The organism is Streptomyces sp. NPDC006372 (assembly GCF_040612515.1).
In the GTDB taxonomy this organism is placed as follows: Bacteria; Actinomycetota; Actinomycetes; order Streptomycetales; family Streptomycetaceae; genus Streptomyces.
Window position 1 is genome coordinate 78,131 of the sequence record NZ_JBEXQJ010000020.1, and the last position, 16,259, is coordinate 94,389.

The 16,259-nt window shown below is 74.1% G+C and carries 15 protein-coding genes; 7 read left to right on the forward strand and 8 right to left on the reverse strand.

All coding sequences use genetic code 11. From position 1 onward, the window contains the following. Positions 1 to 3 precede the first annotated feature (3 nt). Both ABZ016_RS26345 and ABZ016_RS26350 read left to right on the forward strand, forming a co-directional pair. Entirely contained in the window at positions 4 to 837 is an 834-nt protein-coding gene (locus ABZ016_RS26345) for a polysaccharide deacetylase family protein (protein WP_356919163.1), read from the forward strand. A gap of 18 nt (positions 838 to 855) precedes the next feature. After that, on the forward strand, positions 856 to 1,071 hold the full coding sequence (locus ABZ016_RS26350; protein WP_356919164.1) for a hypothetical protein: 216 nt from the start codon (positions 856 to 858) through the stop codon (positions 1,069 to 1,071). Here the strand turns inward: ABZ016_RS26350 and ABZ016_RS26355 are convergent. Further along, positions 1,063 to 1,734, reverse strand: coding sequence for an ABC transporter (locus ABZ016_RS26355; RefSeq protein WP_356919165.1), 672 nt, complete (start codon positions 1,732 to 1,734; stop codon positions 1,063 to 1,065). The two genes, ABZ016_RS26350 and ABZ016_RS26355, sit on opposite strands and share 9 nt — an antisense overlap. Continuing rightward, positions 1,731 to 2,594, reverse strand: coding sequence for an ABC transporter ATP-binding protein (locus ABZ016_RS26360; protein WP_356919166.1), 864 nt, complete (start codon positions 2,592 to 2,594; stop codon positions 1,731 to 1,733). Before ABZ016_RS26360 ends, ABZ016_RS26355 begins: the two co-directional genes overlap by 4 nt. A 42-nt stretch (positions 2,595 to 2,636) precedes the next feature. Here ABZ016_RS26360 and ABZ016_RS26365 point away from each other — a divergent pair, with 42 nt between their 5' ends. Together ABZ016_RS26365 and ABZ016_RS26370 are read left to right on the forward strand one after the other, a co-directional pair. Next, positions 2,637 to 3,362 carry an aminoacyl-tRNA hydrolase gene (locus ABZ016_RS26365; RefSeq protein ID WP_356919167.1) on the forward strand — a complete coding sequence of 242 codons (726 nt, stop codon included), beginning with the start codon at positions 2,637 to 2,639 and terminating at the stop codon, positions 3,360 to 3,362. A 95-nt stretch (positions 3,363 to 3,457) separates the two neighbouring features. Continuing rightward, a complete protein-coding gene (locus tag ABZ016_RS26370) occupies positions 3,458 to 3,901 on the forward strand; it encodes a hypothetical protein (protein ID WP_356919168.1) in 444 nt (147 codons plus the stop codon). A gap of 11 nt (positions 3,902 to 3,912) precedes the next feature. Here the strand turns inward: ABZ016_RS26370 and ABZ016_RS26375 are convergent, their stop codons facing one another. Beyond that, complete coding sequence (locus ABZ016_RS26375) at positions 3,913 to 4,407, reverse strand: potassium channel family protein (RefSeq protein ID WP_356919226.1); 495 nt, start codon at positions 4,405 to 4,407, stop codon at positions 3,913 to 3,915. A gap of 257 nt (positions 4,408 to 4,664) precedes the next feature. Here ABZ016_RS26375 and ABZ016_RS26380 point away from each other — a divergent pair, with 257 nt between their 5' ends. Continuing rightward, positions 4,665 to 6,146, forward strand: a complete 1,482-nt coding sequence (locus tag ABZ016_RS26380) for a DUF692 domain-containing protein (protein ID WP_356919169.1) — start codon at positions 4,665 to 4,667, stop codon at positions 6,144 to 6,146. Positions 6,147 to 6,223: 77 nt separating this feature from the next. On the opposite strand, the gene ABZ016_RS26385 is transcribed toward ABZ016_RS26380, so the two are convergent. The 3 genes from ABZ016_RS26385 to ABZ016_RS26395 all read right to left on the reverse strand — a co-directional run bounded on the left by ABZ016_RS26385 (position 6,224) and on the right by ABZ016_RS26395 (position 10,830). Next, complete coding sequence (locus tag ABZ016_RS26385) at positions 6,224 to 7,726, reverse strand: APC family permease (protein ID WP_356919170.1); 1,503 nt, start codon at positions 7,724 to 7,726, stop codon at positions 6,224 to 6,226. Continuing rightward, positions 7,723 to 9,294 carry a GMC oxidoreductase gene (locus tag ABZ016_RS26390; protein ID WP_356919171.1) on the reverse strand — a complete coding sequence of 524 codons (1,572 nt, stop codon included), beginning with the start codon at positions 9,292 to 9,294 and terminating at the stop codon, positions 7,723 to 7,725. Before ABZ016_RS26390 ends, ABZ016_RS26385 begins: the two co-directional genes overlap by 4 nt. A gap of 69 nt (positions 9,295 to 9,363) precedes the next feature. Continuing rightward, positions 9,364 to 10,830 (reverse strand): aldehyde dehydrogenase family protein, encoded by a 1,467-nt coding sequence (locus tag ABZ016_RS26395; RefSeq protein ID WP_356919172.1) that lies wholly within the window; start codon positions 10,828 to 10,830, stop codon positions 9,364 to 9,366. A 559-nt stretch (positions 10,831 to 11,389) separates the two neighbouring features. Here ABZ016_RS26395 and ABZ016_RS26400 point away from each other — a divergent pair. Both ABZ016_RS26400 and ABZ016_RS26405 read left to right on the forward strand, forming a co-directional pair. Next, complete coding sequence (locus ABZ016_RS26400; RefSeq protein ID WP_356919227.1) at positions 11,390 to 12,160, forward strand: TIGR04222 domain-containing membrane protein; 771 nt, start codon at positions 11,390 to 11,392, stop codon at positions 12,158 to 12,160. Between the two features lie 119 nt (positions 12,161 to 12,279). Continuing rightward, complete coding sequence (locus ABZ016_RS26405) at positions 12,280 to 13,920, forward strand: alpha/beta hydrolase (RefSeq protein WP_356919173.1); 1,641 nt, start codon at positions 12,280 to 12,282, stop codon at positions 13,918 to 13,920. On the opposite strand, the gene hemQ is transcribed toward ABZ016_RS26405, so the two are convergent. Continuing rightward, positions 13,921 to 14,664 (reverse strand): hydrogen peroxide-dependent heme synthase, encoded by a 744-nt coding sequence (gene hemQ / locus ABZ016_RS26410; protein ID WP_356919174.1) that lies wholly within the window; start codon positions 14,662 to 14,664, stop codon positions 13,921 to 13,923. A gap of 5 nt (positions 14,665 to 14,669) precedes the next feature. Then, complete coding sequence (gene hemG, locus ABZ016_RS26415; RefSeq protein ID WP_356919175.1) at positions 14,670 to 16,133, reverse strand: protoporphyrinogen oxidase; 1,464 nt, start codon at positions 16,131 to 16,133, stop codon at positions 14,670 to 14,672. Positions 16,134 to 16,259: the final 126 nt, after the last annotated feature.

Here is a 16,259-nt window from a genome sequence, read left to right on the forward strand (position 1 = left end):
ACGGTGATCACCCTTCTCCGCCGTGCCACCGCGGTGTGCGCCCTCGGCGCCGCCCTCGCGGCCTGCGGGACCGCCGGGCCCCCGCGGGCCGCGTCCGCGCCGACGTCCGCACCTCCGTCGAGGCCCCCGACCCTCGCGCCCGGGCCCGCCGGCCTGACCCCCGTCTTCGCACACGGTTCCCGCACCGGCGGCCGGACCGTCGCGCTCACCTTCGACGCCGACATGACCGCCGGGCAGGGGGCGCGGGCGGCGGCCGGTGAGCGGTTCGACCATCCGCGGCTGATCTCGACGCTGCGCACGCTGAAGGTGCCCGCCACGGTGTTCATGACCGGGCGGTGGGCGGAGGAGTACCCGGACCAGGCCCGCTCCATCGGCCGGGACCCGCTCTTCGAGGTCGCCAACCACTCCTACAGCCACTACGCCTACACGCGGCACTGCTACGGCCTGCCGGCCGTCCCCCGGGAGCGGATGCGATCGGACGTGGAACGGGCGTACGCAGCCCTCCGGAAGGTGGGCGTACCGGATCCGATGCCCTACTTCCGCTTCCCCGGCGGCTGTTACGACCGGCGGGCGCTCAGGGCGCTGTCCCCGACCGGCGTGACCGCGGTGCAGTGGGACGTGGTGGGCGGCGACGCGTTCGAGACCGACGCGGACGCGGTCGTTCGGCAGGTGCTCGACGGAGTGCGGCCGGGGTCGGTGGTGGTGCTGCACTGCACGCGCAGCGCCGCTCCGGCGACCGAGCGGGCGGTGCGCGCGATCGTCCCCGAGCTGCGGCGCGACGGCTTCCGGTTCGTGAAGGTGTCCGAGCTGATCGGGTCCCTGAGCGGCCGGTCCTGACGGACCTACGCTGGACGTATGAGCGAGGACGACTACTGCCTGATCGACGCGGCCAGGCCGCCCCTGGCGGACGGACCGCCGTATGCCATGGGGGTCCCCCCGCTCGAGCGGAGCCGAGAGTGGGGGAGCGTGCTGTGCCGGGAGCCGACGGAGTACCCGGAGTCGTACAAGGGCATCACCCTCTGCCCGGCCTGTGAGTGGCAGGAGGCTCAGCGCACGGCCTGCTCAGGGTGATCTGCGGGCGGCCAGCGCACCGGCCAGGGCGAGTGCGGCGGCCGTGAACAGGGCTGCCGCGCCGAGGGGCAGCAGCGGGAGCGGGACGGTGCCCGACCGTGAGCCGGTCACCAGGCCCTGCACCGCCGCCTGTGCCGGGGAGCCGGTGACCACCAGGGACAGCAGGGCGGTCAGCAGCAGGGCCAGGACGGCACGGCCCGGTGAGCGCAGCAGGGGCCGGCTGGTGAGCGCGCCGACGGCCGTGCCGAGCAGGGCGCAGGCCAGGGCGGCGAGCAGCCCGGCCCCGCCGGCGGCGGCGAGCGGCACCCGGGTGCGGTGGTCGGAGGCGACCGGGTCGCTGAGCAGCGTCACGAGCAGGGTCGTGACCGCGCCGAGCGCCGCCGTGCCCGCCCGCGCCACCAGCAGACAGGCCACATGGGCGCGCGCGGGCCCGACGGCCGCGGCCACGCAGCCGCGCGCGGCGTCCGGCTCACCCGTGACGCAGATCCGCGCCAGCCAGGCGGCGACGGGCAGCAGCGCGGCGGCGCAGTAGCCGAGCGAGTCGAGCACCGGCTGACCTGCCTGGATGCTGATCGCGAGGAACGCGGCGTACAGCAGGAACGGCGGCAGCCAGCGCTGGGAGCGCAGCAGCAGGGCGGCGTGGTAGCGCAACAGGGCGGTCACCGGCGGCTCCCGGGCGTGTCTTCCCGCCGGACGCTCACCACGTGCCAGGGCGGGTGGGCCGTCAGGAGGGTGCGGAGCAGGACGTCGGAGTGCGGGGCGGGGACGGTGAGGCGGTAGCGGCCGGGAGAGGTCTCCTCGGCCGAGGTGACCGACGCGTGCGCGTCCGCGGGCAGCCGACCGTCCGGCGGGCCCTGGACGTCGACGGTGACCTGTGGACCGGACGGGCCGGGCTCGGGCGACGCCCGCTCCACCAGGCTCCCGTCGCGCACGGCGTAGGTCGCGTCGGGCAGGCCGGCGAGGCGGCGCGGGTCGTGGTCGACGAACACCACGGAGCCGCCGGCCGCCGTGCGCTCCGCCACGGCCCGCTCCAACTCGGCGCGCGCCGCTGTGTCGAGGCCCGTCCACGCCTCGTCCAGCACCAGCAACTCCGGCTCGCCCAGCAGGGCCTGCGCGACCGCGACCTTCTGGCTGCTGCCCTTCGACAGTCGCGCCATGGGGGTGCCCGCGTAGGCGGAGGCGCCGAGGCGCTCCAGCCACTCGCCTGCGGCACGGGCGGCGGCCGGGCGGGTCAGGCCGTGCACCCTGCCGAGGTGGGTGAGGTAACCGGCGGCGGTGAAGGGCAGGGCCGGCGGGAACCGCTCCGGGACGTACGCGGTGCGCGGGCGGCCGGTGACACGGCCCTCGCTGGGGGCGTCGATGCCGGCGAGCAGCCGCAGGAGGGTGGACTTACCGGTCCCGTTGGCGCCCTCCACCCGGACGAGCCGGCCCGGTGCCACCGTCAGGTCGACGCCGCGCAACACCCAGGGCCCGCGCAGGCCGTAGCGGCGGCCCGCGTTCTCGAGGCACAGGTCGGGTCGCATGGGCCCATCCTGCACGATCTTCCGGCTGGCACACTGGGATTCGTGAGCGAAGACCCGACGCCCGTGAGTGACAGCCCCTTCCGTTCCGAGCCCTCGGCGCGCGACACGGCACCGCAGTTCGTGCTGCCGCTGGTCGTGCGGATCGAGCGGGCGGACCCGCCGGCGCGTACGGACGCGCTGGAGACGGCCGCGCGGGCCGTGCTGACGATCCTCGGCGACGAGCGGTCGGCCGGGGAGGGCGTGTGGGCGGAGGCGATGCGGGACTGGCAGGACGCGCGGATCCGCAAGGTGGTGCGGCGGGCTCGCGGCGCCGAGTGGCGGCGGGCCGAGGCGCTGCCCGGCATCACGGTCACCGGCAAGTCGGCCGAGGTGCGGGTCTTCCCGCCGGTCCCGCTGGACGGCTGGCCCAAGGACCTGGCCCGGCTCCAGGTCTCCGGCACCGACCTGGACGACCCGGAACCGCCGGTGGACGCGGAGGCGACCGCCCCCGTGCTGTGGCTGAACCCCGAGCTCGGCATGTCGGCCGGCAAGGCGATGGCCCAGGCCGGGCACGCCGCACAGCTGGCCTGGTGGGAGCTGTCCGGCGAGGAGCGGGCCGCCTGGCAGGACGCGGGCTTCCCGCTCGCCGTACGGACGGCCGACCCGGCCCGCTGGACCGAACTGACGGGCAGTGGACTGCCCCTGGTCCGCGACGCGGGGTTCACGGAGATCGCGCCCGGCTCGTGCACCGTCGTGGCGGACCACCCGGTGCTGCGCCGGGGTCGGTAGGCCCCTGCGGCCACTCGTTCGGCGCAGCCGCGGGCGCGCCCGTGGCGGACCGGTGCTCCAGTGGGGTTACGGACCACCCGACTGTGGAGGCAGCCATGACCAGCGCCGCGCCCCCTCCCCCCGCTCCGCCCACCCCCGACCGGCCGCCCGGCGGTTCCGGCGATCCCCGGGCGGCCGCGGGTCTCGCCCTCGGCGGGACCCTGATGATCGTCTACGGCCTCTTCGGGGTGTTCCAGGGCATCGCGGCGATCGCGAACGACGAGGTGTACACGAGCTTCGGCGACTACGTCTTCACGTTCGACCTGACCGCGTGGGGCTGGATCCACCTGATCGTCGGCGTGCTCGTGGCGGCGGCCGGGTTCGGTCTGTTCACCGGCGCCCCCTGGGCACGGATCACGGGCGCGGTCGTGGTCGGGCTGGCACTGATCGCGAACTTCATCTGGCTGCCGTACCAGCCGTTCTGGTCGATCATCATGATCGTGACCGGCCTGTTCGTCCTGTGGTCGGTGTTCAACTACCGCTCCTCCTCCACGGTGTAGACGCACCCGGGTCAGTCCGGCGGCGGACGCCGGTCGCGTTCGGCGACCACCCTGTGCAGCCTGCGGGTGAGCGCGGTGGCCGCCGCCGTGAGGAAGACGAACGTGTACAGGATCTGCAGGACGGTCACCATGCGGGCCTCCTGCCCGCTCGGGGTGATGTCGCCGTAGCCGACGGTCGCGAGCGTGACGACGGTGAAGTAGAGGGCGTCCACCCGGGTACGCAGGCCGACGAACTGGCCCGGCTGCTGGGCGAGGGCGTAGTAGCCGGACGAGAAGACCAGGACGGCGAGACACATCAGCAGCGAGATCATGATGCCCGACCGGGTCTCCGGCTTCTCCAGCACGACGTCGCGCACGTGGCGCAGCAGCAGCGCGGCGACGAGCGTCAGACACAGCACGAACAGCGGCCAGCCCAGCCAGGGGCGGTCGGCGCCGAGCCCTTCGAGCGGCAGCAGGAAGTAGGCGGTGCCGCCGGCCACGAGCAGGGTTCCGGCGCCGATCCGCAGCCGGCGGACACTGACCGCCCCGAACTCCGGTCGCCGCTCGCGCGCGGGACGCTGCGGCTGCTCGCTGCCTTCGGGCACAGTTCCGGTCTACGGCGTATCGGGGAGTGGCGCGACCCTTGCGCCTCCGTCGGTGGGGCGAAGAGGGCCGCCGAACCTCAAATATTGCTCTGAAGGAGGGCGGAGCGGGGTTCGGGGGCGGGCGGCTGGGCCATACCCCCCTCACGTTCGAGGATCGGGCCGTGCGGAGGAGGGGGACGATGGAGCGACTGGGGACGGGCATCGGCTGGCGACCGGAGATCGCGGACGCCGTGGAGCGCATGCCGGGGATCGACTGGGTCGAGACCGTGGCCGAGAACGTCTGCCCCGGGCACCTGCCCGAGTCGCTGCTGCGGCTGCGCGAGCGCGGCGTCACCGTGGTGCCGCACGGCGTCTCGCTCGGTCTCGGGGGTGCGGACCGGCCCGCCGACAGCCGGCTGGTGGCGCTGGCCGAGCGGGTGGAGGCGCTGGGGTCGCCGCTGGTCACCGAGCACATCGCGTTCGTACGGGCGGGCGGCACGCTGACGGCGTCCCCGCGTCTGGAGGCGGGCCATCTGCTGCCGGTTCCCCGGACCCGGGACGCGCTCGACGTGCTGTGCGAGAACGTGCGCATCGCGCAGGAGGCGCTGCCGGTGCCGCTGGCCGTGGAGAACATCGCCGCGCTGATCTCCTGGCCGGGCGAGGAGATGACGGAGGGCCAGTTCCTTTACGAGCTGGCCGACCGCACGGGCGTCCGGCTCCTCATCGACGTGGCCAACCTGCACACCAACCACGTCAACCGCGGCGAGGACCCGGCCAAGGCCCTGGCCGAGCTGCCCCTGGAGGCCATCGCCTACGTCCATGTCGCGGGCGGCTTCGAACGCGACGGCGTCTGGCACGACAGCCATGCCCACCCGGTCCCGCGCCCGGTCCTCGACATCCTGACGGACCTCGCCTCCCGGGTGTCCCCGCCGGGGGTGCTGCTGGAACGCGATGAGAACTTTCCCGAGCCGGCGGAACTGGAGGGGGAACTGGCCTCGATACGGCGGGCGCTGGACGCGGGGGCCGTGGAGCGCGTGAAGACGGAACTCCGCTCGGCGTGCGGCGCGGTGGCCGTGCGGGGGGCAGAGCCCCGCACCGGGATCAGCGCCACTCAGCGCGAGGAGCCGGCCGCAGGCGGGGGCGGTGGGCTCGAAGGGACCCGAGGCGTCGCGGGCGGGGTGTTCGCTCGGGACGGCGCCGGGCGGCCGGGCGGGGAGGTCGGGGCGACACGGGGCGCCTGCGGCCTTCCCCGGCCCGGTGACGGTGGAGCCGCTCGGCAGCGGCTCGGCCTCGCGCAGGCCGCACTGCTGTCCGCGCTGGTCGCCGGGACGCCCGTGCCCGAGGGGTTCGACCGGGCCCGGGTCGGTGTTCAGGCGCGGGCGCTCGCGGCCAAGCGGGCCGATGTCGTGGCCAAGGTCGCGCCCGAACTGCCGGTGATCCTCGGGGCGGAGTACCGCACGGCCTTCCTGGCCTACGCCCAGACCCGGCCGATGACCGACGGCTACCGACGCGACGCCCTCACCTTCGCCGAGCACCTGCTGTCCGAGGGACGGCCCGAGGACACCGCGGCACGGCGGGAGCTGCGGGAGTGGTGGCTGGAGCGGTCGGGGCCCGCACCGCGGTCCCGCCGCCCGGCCCACCGACTGGCCCGCGCCACGCGCAGGGTGCTGCTGCGCCGCTGAGGACAGCCGCCGCCGGGCTCGTTCCGGAGGCCGACCGTGCACACGGCACCGGCAGCAGCAACGGAGTCCGGCTCGCCTCAGTCGTGCTCGGGGCGAGCCCCCGAAGCGGCCGCCCCCGGTTTCTCCGGCACCGCGTCGCCCGCCGGGGCGTCACCGCGGCCGTAGTGGTGCGTGGTGAACATGTAGAGCAGCCCGGCCCCCAGGACCACGGCACCGCTCAGCAGGACGATCCAGTTCTCCCACCAGGGCTTCTCGGGGGTACGGGCCCAGCAGATGTTGACGATGGCGAAGATGCCGTAGGCCAGCGCCCCGGCGTTCACCAGAAGTCCCCAGCGGCCCAGGGTGAACTCCCCCGCAGGATGCCAGCCCTTGAGCCGGGCGCGCAGCGCCGCCAGGACCACCATCTGGAACGAGGCGTAGATCCCGAGGATCGCGAACGAGACGATGTTGGTGAGGGCGTCCTCGGAGGCCAGCGAGGCGAACGCGATGAGCATCGGCACCACCGCGGCCACCAGCAGCGCGTAGCCGGGCACCGCCCGAGCGTGGGCGAACCGCCGCAGCAGCTGGTGCCCGACGATCATCTCGTCGCGGGCGTAGGAGTAGATGAGCCGCCCGGCGGCGGCCTGGAGGCTGATCGTGCAGGACAGGAAGGAGATCAGCACCACGGCCATCACCGCACGCGCCCCGGCCGCGCCCATGGCGTCGTACAGCACGTTCACCACCGGGTCGGCGTCCTCGCCGGAGATGACCGCGTTGTAGTCCGTGACCGACAGCAGCAGCGACATGCACGTGAACGTGGCCGCGGCGCCGCCGATGTAGATGGTGCGGCGCATCGCGCGGGGGATGACGCGGCCCGGGTGGGCGACCTCCTCGGCGGTGTCGCCGCAGGCCTCGAAGCCGTAGTACTGGTAGAAGCCGATGATGGCGGCCCCGAGGAACACCGGCAGGTAGGAGCCGTTGCCCTGAGTTCCGTAGGTGTCGAAGATGACGCCGATGTTGTGGTGGCGGTGGGTGGAGAGCAGGTAGATGCCGACGACGAGGGCGCCGATGAGCTCGCCGGAGAAACCGATGACCGCCGCCGCCGACAACGCCTTGGTGCCCAGGTAGTTGATGAGGACGGCGACGGCGATGAGCACCGCGGTGCACAGCACGGTGGTGTGCACGGTGGGGTCGAAGCCGAAGAGGATGGCGATGTAGGGGCCGGCGCCGTAGGCGACGGCGGTGATGGTCACCAGCAGCGCCCACATGTAGATCCAGCCGGTCATCCACGCCCAGCGTTTGCCCCACAGCCGCCGCGCCCACGGGTAGACACCGCCGGCGATGGGGTACTGCGCCACGACCTCGCCGAAGACCAGCGCCACGAGGAACTGGCCGCACCCGGCCAGCACGAACGCCCAGATCATCGGCGGCCCGCCCTCGGCGAGAGCGGTGCCGAAGAGGGTGTAGGTGCTGACCACCGGGGAGAGGTAGGTGAAGCCGAGGGCGAAGTTGGCCCAGGGCCCCATGTCCTTGCGGAACTCCGAACCGGGCTCCCCTCCGGGGACGCCGGACGCCGATGCGGGAGGCTGCGGACCCGTCACTGCCCGGCCTCCCGTCCGGCGGGGCCGGGACGGCCGGTGATCAGGTCGGCGGCGCGCTCGGCGGCGAGCAGCACGGTCACCATCGGGTTGATGGTGGGCAAGGTCGGGAACACCGACGCGTCGACGATCCGCACGCCCTCGAAGCCGCGCAGCCGCAACTCGGGGTCGAGCACGGCCAACGGGTCGTCCGGGGCGCCCATGCGGCAGGTGCCCGCCGGGTGGTAGACGGTGTGCGCGGCGCGGCGCCCGTACTCCGACAGGCCGGCGTCGGAGACGACGTCGGGACCGGGGGCGACCTCGCGGACGAGCCAGTCGCGCAGCGGGGCGGTGGCGGCCACCTCGCGGGCGGTCCTCAAGCCGTCCACGATGGTGCGCTCGTCGTGGCCCTCCGGGTCGGTGAAGTACCGGAAGTCCAGGGCGGGGTGTTCGGCGGGGTCGGCGCTGCGCAGCCACGTGCGGCCGGTGGAGCGGGCGCGCGGCACGTTCGGGGTCATGCACACCCCGTGCGCGGGCACCGGGTAGCCGAGGCGTTCGGTGTTGACGGTGAACGGCACCTGGTAGAAGTGGAACATCAGGTCCGGGCGGGGCTGCCCCTTGTCGCGGCGGAGGAACAGGCCGGCGTCGGAGTCCATCGCGGAGTTGGGCGGCAGCGGTCCGTCGGTCTCCCAGACGATCACGGACTCGGGGTGGTCCAGCAGGTTCTCGCCCACGCCGGGCAGGTCGGCCCGTACGTCGATGCCGAGGGCGCGCAGGTCGCCGGCCGGGCCGATGCCGGAGAGCATGAGCAGGCGCGGGGTGTCGACGGCGCCGGCGCAGAGCAGGAGTTCGCGTTCGGCGCGCACGGTCGTGGACTCGCCGTCGGCGCCCCGGACGGCGACGCGGGTCAGCCGTCCCGAGTCGTCGGTGAGCAGCCGGTGCGCCCAGGTCTCCAGCAGGAGCGTGAGGTTGGGCCGGCCCAGCACCGGGTGCAGGTACGCGACGGACGCGGAGGAGCGCAGGTTGCCCTCCGGCTGGTAGGCCAGCGAGAAGAAGCCGGTGCCGTCGGCGAAGGGCTCGGCGTTGAAGTCGTCGACGACGGGGACCCCGAGGGCGCGGGAGGCGGCGGTGACGAAGTCCTTGGCGATGGGGTTGCGGTCGGCCTCGGCCACCGGGACGATCTCGGTGAGCAGCCGGTCGCGGTAGGGGAGGATCGTCGCCGGGTCCCAGCCGGAGCAGCCCCGGTCCACCCAGTCGTCGAGGTCCTGCGGCAGCGGCAGGAAGCTGATCAGTGTGTTGTGCGAGGAGCAGCCACCGAGCACGCGCGCCCGCGAGTGCAGGATGTGCGAGTTGCCGCGCGGCTGCTCGACGGTGGTGTAGCCGTAGTCGAACTCGGAGCCGAGCAGGTTGATCCAGTTGCGCAGGCGCAGGATGCGCTCGTCGCCGACGTCACTGGGGCCGCCCTCGATGACGCAGACGCGGCAGTCGGGGTCCTCGCTCAGCCGGGCGGCGAGCACGCAGCCGGCGGTGCCGCCGCCGACGATGACGTAGTCGTAGGCGGACTCGGCGCCGTGCGCGGGGGTGGGGGCCATGCGGTGCCCTGCTTTCTTTGTCGTTCGGTGCGCCACGGGCGGGCGGTGCGCTGCCGGAAGGCCGGCCCGTCAGCCCTTGAACCAGCCCGAGGGGGCGGGGGCCAGGTTCTGGTAGATGTGTTTGGCCTCCTGGTACTCCCGCAGCCCGGTGGGTCCCAGCTCGCGCCCGACGCCGGAGCGGCCGAAGCCGCCCCACTCGGCCTGCGGCACATAGGGGTGGAAGTCGTTGATCCACACGGTGCCGTGCCGCAGCCGCTGGGCGACGCGCTGGGCGCGGCTCGCGTCGGAGGTCCACACGCCGCCGGCCAGGCCGTAGCGGGTGTCGTTGGCCAGGCGCACCGCCTCGTCCTCGGTGTGGAAGCGCTCGACGGTGACCACCGGGCCGAAGACCTCCTCCTGGACGATCCGCATGGACCGGTCGCAGTCGGCGAAGATCGTCGGCAGCAGGAAGAAGCCGCGGCTCAGGGCGGGGTCGTCGGGGCGGGTGCCGCCGGTGACGAGGCGGGCGCCCTCCTCCTTGCCGATGGCGATGTAGCGCTCGACCTTCTCGCGGTGTTCGGCGGAGCTGAGCGGTCCGCTCTCGGTGCCCTCCTCCATGCCGTTGCCGAGCCGGATCGCCTCGGCGCGTCGGGCGTACGCCTCGACGAACCGGTCGTGCAGCGAGTCCTGGACCAGCAGCCGCGAACCGGCCGAGCAGACCTGCCCGGAGTGCAGGAAGGCGGCGTCCAGCGCGTAGTCCACGGCGGCGTCGAAGTCGGCGTCCGCGAAGACGATGTTGGGGTTCTTGCCACCCAGCTCCAGGGCGATGTTCCGCGGCCCCTCGGCGGCGCTGGCCATGATGGACCGTCCGGTGTTCAGGCCGCCGGTGAAGGACACCAGGTCGACCTCGGGGTGGCTGGTCAGGGCGGCCCCGACGGTCGCCCCGGAGCCCAGGACCAGGTTGGCGACCCCGGGCGGCGCGCCGGCCTCCTCGATGAGCCGGATCATGGCGATGGTGGTGAGCGGTGTGGTCTCGCTCGGTTTGAGAACGAAGGTGTTGCCGGCGGCCAGGGCCGGGGCGACCTTCCAGGAGGCCTGGAGCAGGGGGTAGTTCCAGGGGGCGATGAGCGCGCAGACGCCGACCGGCTGGTAGACGACACGGCTCAGGACGTCCGGGCCGACGTCCACGACCCGGCCGCCGTCCTTGCCCGCGAGTTCGGCGAAGTAGCGGAAGGCGTTCGCCACGTCCTCCACGTCGATGCGGGCCTCGGCCAGGGTCTTGCCGGTGTCGAGCGTCTCGGTGCGGGCGATGTCCTCCTGGTCGCGCAGCAGCAGGTCGTGGACGCGCAGCAGCAGGTCGGCGCGGCGGCGGGAGCCGGCGTTCGCCCAGTCCTCCTGCTCGAAGGCGCGCCGGGCGGCGCGTACGGCGCGGTCCACGTCGGTGGCGTCGGCCTCGTCGACGGTGGTGACGACGGAGGCGTCGTAGGGGTTGACCACCTCCCGCCGGCCACCGGCCGCCGCCTCGGTCCACTCGCCGTCGATGTACAGCTCGCCCACCGCGGGCCCTCCTTCGCATCCGGCCGGTGCCGATCGGCTCGACGGTCAGCAACATGGCCCATCGGGCGGTCGGCGGCCACGGGGCACACCGCCGCGAGGGTGTCCGGGCGGCCCAGAGGACCCGGGTGGGCTAGTCGCCGGCCTCGCCCGTCCGCGCGCGAGTGTGGCGCGGCTGACACCTGGCGCGCCGCGACCCGACCGGCGGTTCGCCAACCTCCTGCGCATGGCACAGGGCAGGGTCTTCCCGGTCGTCGCCCAGGTCCGCGCGGGCACCCGCAGCTCCCTGGTGCGCGCACTCGCCGACGACGCCAACTCGGCCGTCGTGGACCACATCAAGGCCCTGGAGGCCACGGGCTACGTCGACTACGACGCCGTGGCCCGCGACCTGACCGGCCGGAGCAGCGCCCCTGCCCCGGACGAGTTCGGCCTACCCGCTCCCGCCGCCCGCCTACCGGCCGCCGCCCGGACAGTGAAGCGGAACGTCACATACCGGCAACACTCCGTCCGGATCGTGAACGAGGCATGGTGTTCTCGCACCCGTGTCACATACAAACAACATATGCTCTGGGTCCTTTTCCTGCTGGCGGCCTGGGCCGTGGCGGGCACGGCGTGCACACGTCTGTGCCTGGCCGCCGTACGCGCCGCCGCCGTCGACGCGGACACCGGCCGGGTGCGTGAACTGACCCTGTACGAGGCCGCGTTCCTCTCCGGCGGCCCTCGACGGGTCGCGGACGTGACCCTCGTGGCCATGGCACGCCAGCGTCGTCTGCTCCTGGCCCACACCGGCTGGGCGACGGTCGTCGATCCGCTCGGGCGGGACGAGATGGAGCGGTCGGTCATAGGAGCCATCGGCCCCGAGGGGCAGTGCCGGATCGCCCCGGTTCGGGCCACCGCCGCCACGGCGGAGGCGGTGCGGGGCATCGCCGACGGGCTGGTGCGCGCGGGGCTCGCGGTGCCCGACAGCACCCGCACCACGGTCGCCGTGGCCGTCCGTCAGGTACGCGTGGCAGCCGTCGCCGTGTTCGGCCTGGGCGTCGCCGCGCTGCTGACGCCCGCCCCGCCCGACATGCCGCGGCAGTTGGTCGCCCTGTGGTTCGCGCTGCCGCTGGCCCTGACGCTGAGCTGCCTCGCCATCGCCCGGGTCGAGATCCACCCCTACTCCCGCTGGGCCTCCCCGGCCGGTCAGCGGCTGCTCGGCGCGCTCACCCGGAACGCCGACGGCACCGCCGACGACCGTACGTTCCTCACGTCCGTGGCCGTGCGCGGCGTCGGCGCGATCGGCGAACCGGACCTGCGCGCCGCCTTCGCGCACCGCGAGGGACACGACTGACGGATCCCCGGGGGGCGCACAGGGGGCATTGGGGCCGACACCGGGCGACGGTGCTTGCCTTGCCCAACCGCCGGACCAAACATCCCTTTTGTCGCCACGGTGCAGCGAAGGGACACGTGATGAGAGCCGCCCTCCTCTATTCGGCCGCGGGGTCCTTGCTGCTGACCGCCCTCACCACGACGCCGGTCGCCGGGACGCCGGTCACCGGGGAGCGAGAGGCGGCCGAGCTGCGCGGCACCGCCGTGGCCGCGGCGCGGGCGAGGGCGGCCGGCGTCGACTTCGGCCCCTGTCCCGGCGAGCAGGACCCGCCGGGCGGCATGCAGTGCGGAACGGTCACCGTCCCGCTGGACTACGCCCGGCCGGACGGCCGGCAGATCGAACTCGCCGTCAGCCGGGCCCGGGCCACGCACAAGGACCCGGGCAACAGCAAGCACGAGGTCCGCCGCCAGGGTGCCCTGGTCCACAACCCGGGCGGGCCGGGCGCCTCCGGCCTGTACTTCCCGCTGGTCGGGAGGCTCCCCGAGTGGAAGCGGATCGCGGCCGCGTACGACCTGGTCGGCTACGCCCCGCGCGGGGTCGGCCGTTCCGCGCCGCTGTCCTGCCAGAACCCGAAGCGGTTCCTCAAGGGGCCCACGCAGTCGCCCGCGCACCCCTCGGAGTCGTTCAAGAAGGCACGCGTCGCCGAGGCGAAGGCGTACGCGCGCGGCTGCGCCGAGCGGGCCGGCGGCGCGCTGCGGCACTACCACTCGCTGAACAACGCCCGCGACCTCGACGTGCTGCGCGCCGCGCTCGGCGAGGACCGGCTGACCTTCCTGGGCACCTCGTACGGCACGTACTTCGGGGCCCTGTACGCGACGCTCTTTCCCGGGCACGTACGGCGGATGGTGTTCGACTCGGTGGTCCACCCCGCCCCGGGGCGCGTCTGGTACCGCAACAACCTCGCCCAGTCGGCGGCGTTCGAGCGCCGCTGGCAGGACATCCGGGAGTGGATCGCCCGGCACCACGACGTGTACGGGCTGGGCCGGACCGCGCGGGAGGTGCAGCGCGGCTACGAGCGGGCGAGCGCTCGGCTGGCGGCCCGGCCGGCGGGCGGGAAGGCCGGGCCGGGGCAGCTGCAGGCGGCCTTCTTGCAGGCCGGGTACTACGACGACCAGTGGCCGCACCGCGCGCAGGCGCTGTCGGCGTACCTCGAGGGCGATCCCCGGCCGCTGGTCGAGCAGGCGGCACAGCATCCGGAGGCCGCCGCCGAGGCGGAGAACTCCCGCGCGGTCTACCTGGCCGTCGAGTGCAACGACGCGCCCTGGCCCACGGACTGGGAGGTGTGGGACCGGGACAACACCCGGCTGGCGCGGACGGCGCCGTTCGAGACCTGGGACAACGTGTGGACGAACCTGCCCTGCGCCTACTGGCGGGCACCGCGGCAGCGGCCCATCGACGTGGGCGCCCGGCCGGGCGCCCTGCCCCCGACACTGATCCTGGCCGCCGAACGGGACGCCGCCACGCCGTACGACGGGGCCCTCGCACTGCACCGCCGCCTCGCGGGCTCGGTCCTGGTGACCGAGCGGGACGCCGGCTCGCACGGCCTGGCGGGCGGCCCGAACGCCTGCGTCAACGGCCACCTGGAGGCGTATCTGCTGACCGGGCGGCTGCCGGGAAGGCGTACCGGCTGCGCCCCGCGTCCGGAACCGGAGCCGCACACGGAGGCGGAGCCGCGTCGCCCGGCCCCCGGCGAGGCCGGGGCCGGGCGGCCGCGTCGCTGATCAGGCCAGGCCCGCGACCAGCTCGGCGATGTCCTTGCGGCGGCCCGTGAAGAACGGCACCTCTTCGCGGACGTGCCGACGGGCCTCCGAGGCGCGCAGATGGCGCATGAGGTCGACGATGCGGTACAGCTCGTCGGCCTCGAAGGCGAGGATCCACTCGTAGTCGCCGAGGGAGAACGAGGCGACGGTGTTGGCCCGCACGTCCGGGTAGCCACGGGCCATCTTGCCGTGGTCGGCGAGCATGCGGCGGCGGTCCTCGTCGGGCAGCAGGTACCAGTCGTAGGAGCGCACGAAGGGGTAGACGCTCACGTAGTCGCGGGGCGTCTCGTCGGCGAGGAACGCCGGGATGTGCGCGCGGTTGAACTCGGCGGGGCGGTGCAGCGCCATGTTCGACCAGACGGGCGTGAGCGCACGGCCCAGCTTCGTGCGGCGGAAGAGGTTGTACGCCTCCTGGAGCTGGTCGCTGGTCTCGGCGTGCCACCAGATCATGAGGTCGGCGTCGGCGCGCAGGCCCGAGACGTCGTAGGTGCCGCGGATCGTGACGTCCTTGGCGGCGAGCTGGTCGAACAGCTCCTGGACCTCGTCGGCGTACCCGGCGCGGTCCTCGGGGAGCACGTCCTTCAGCTTGAAGACGGACCAGAGCGTGTAGCGGATGACCTCGTTGAGGTCCTTGGCCAGCTTGCCCTTGTTCGGGATGCGGTCGGGCGCGGTGCTGGAGGCCGTGGTGGAGGCGTCGTCACTCATGCTCCTCATTCTCCCGCTCCGCCGTGCAGGCTCTGCACCGGGTGGTCGGTGAGCTCCTGCACACCCCGCAGGTCACCGTGGATCTGGTCCACGGCCGCGTACGCGCTCGCGATGCACGCCGGGACGCCGACGCCGTCGTACGGGGCGCCGCAGAGGGCGAGCCCCGGGAGCCGGGCGACGTGCTCGCGGACGCGGGCCACGCGCGCGTGGTGGCCGACCGGGTACTGGGGCAGGCCGTCCTCCCAGCGGGTGACGCGGGTGGCGACGGGGGTGGCGTCCAGGCCGGTCGCCGCCTTCAGATCGCGCCGGGAGACGTCCACGAGCTCGGCGTCGTCGCGCCGCAGGATCTCGGTCTCGCCGTACCTGCCGACGGAGGTGCGCAGGACGACGAGGTCGGGGTTCTCCTCGGCGATCCAGCCCCACTTGCCGGAGGCGAAGGTGGCGGCCTTGATCGTGCGCCCGTCCACCGGCGGCACGAGGAAGCCGCTGCCCTCGGGCAGGTCCGTCCCGGCGCGGGGGTAGGCGAGCGTGACCAGGGCCATCGACGCGTACTCGACGCCGCCGAGCTCGGCGGCGGCCCCGGGGCTGTCGGTGCGCAGCAGGCCGGCGGCGGCCGGGGCGGGGACGGCGACGATCACCGCGTTCGCGTGCCACACGTGCACACCGGAGACGACACGCCACCCGCCGTCCGCCGGGGTGCGCCGCAGCTCCGTCACCGGCTTCCCGGTCAGGATCTCGCCTCCGCGGGCCCGGACCGATTCCGCGACCGCGAGGGGCAGGGTGCCCACGCCGCCCCGGAGGCCCATGAACACCGGGCCGGTCTGCTGGGCGGCCGCCGCCTTCTCCTGGATCTCGCGGACCCCTGCCGTCAGTGAGGTGTGGGTCCGGGCGGCCTCGAAGAGCTGCGGGACGGCCGAGCGCATCGAGATGCGGTAGGCGTCGCCGGCGTACACGCCGCCCAGCAGGGGTTCCACCAGGCGGTCGACGACCTCCCGGCCGAGACGCGCCGCGACGAACTCACCGACGGCCACGTCGTCGCCGATCTCCGTGCGGGGCAGCTCGGCGTCCCGCTCGATGCGGGCGAGACCCTCGTCGGACAGCACGCCGGACAGGGCGGCGGCGGTGCCGGGCACGCCCATCACATGGCCCTTGGGCATCGGGCGCAGTGCGCCCCGGGTCCAGATCGAGGCCGTGGCGCTGGCCGGGGGCTGCAGGCTGTCGGCGAGTCCCACCTCCCGCGCGAGTGTCACCGCCTCGGGCCGGCGGGCCAGCAGCGACTCGGCGCCGAGGTCCACCCGCGCACCGGCGATCTCCCCGGGCAGCAGCTTGCCGCCGACCCGGTCCGCGGCCTCCAGCACGGTCACCCGCACCCCGCGCTCCAACAGCCGGTGTGCGGCGGCCAGACCCGCGATGCCCGCCCCGATGACGACGACCTGCTCCGTGCCCGCACGTGCCTGAACTTCGCGCATGCCTCCAGCTTCTCAAACCCGTCCGACAGGCCCTCTCGGACCCCTCCGGCAGCGCTCCCGCGCCCCGGTGTCCGTCACGAGTCCCGACCGTGACCGCATCGGAACCGTCCCGGGCCAAACGTCCGG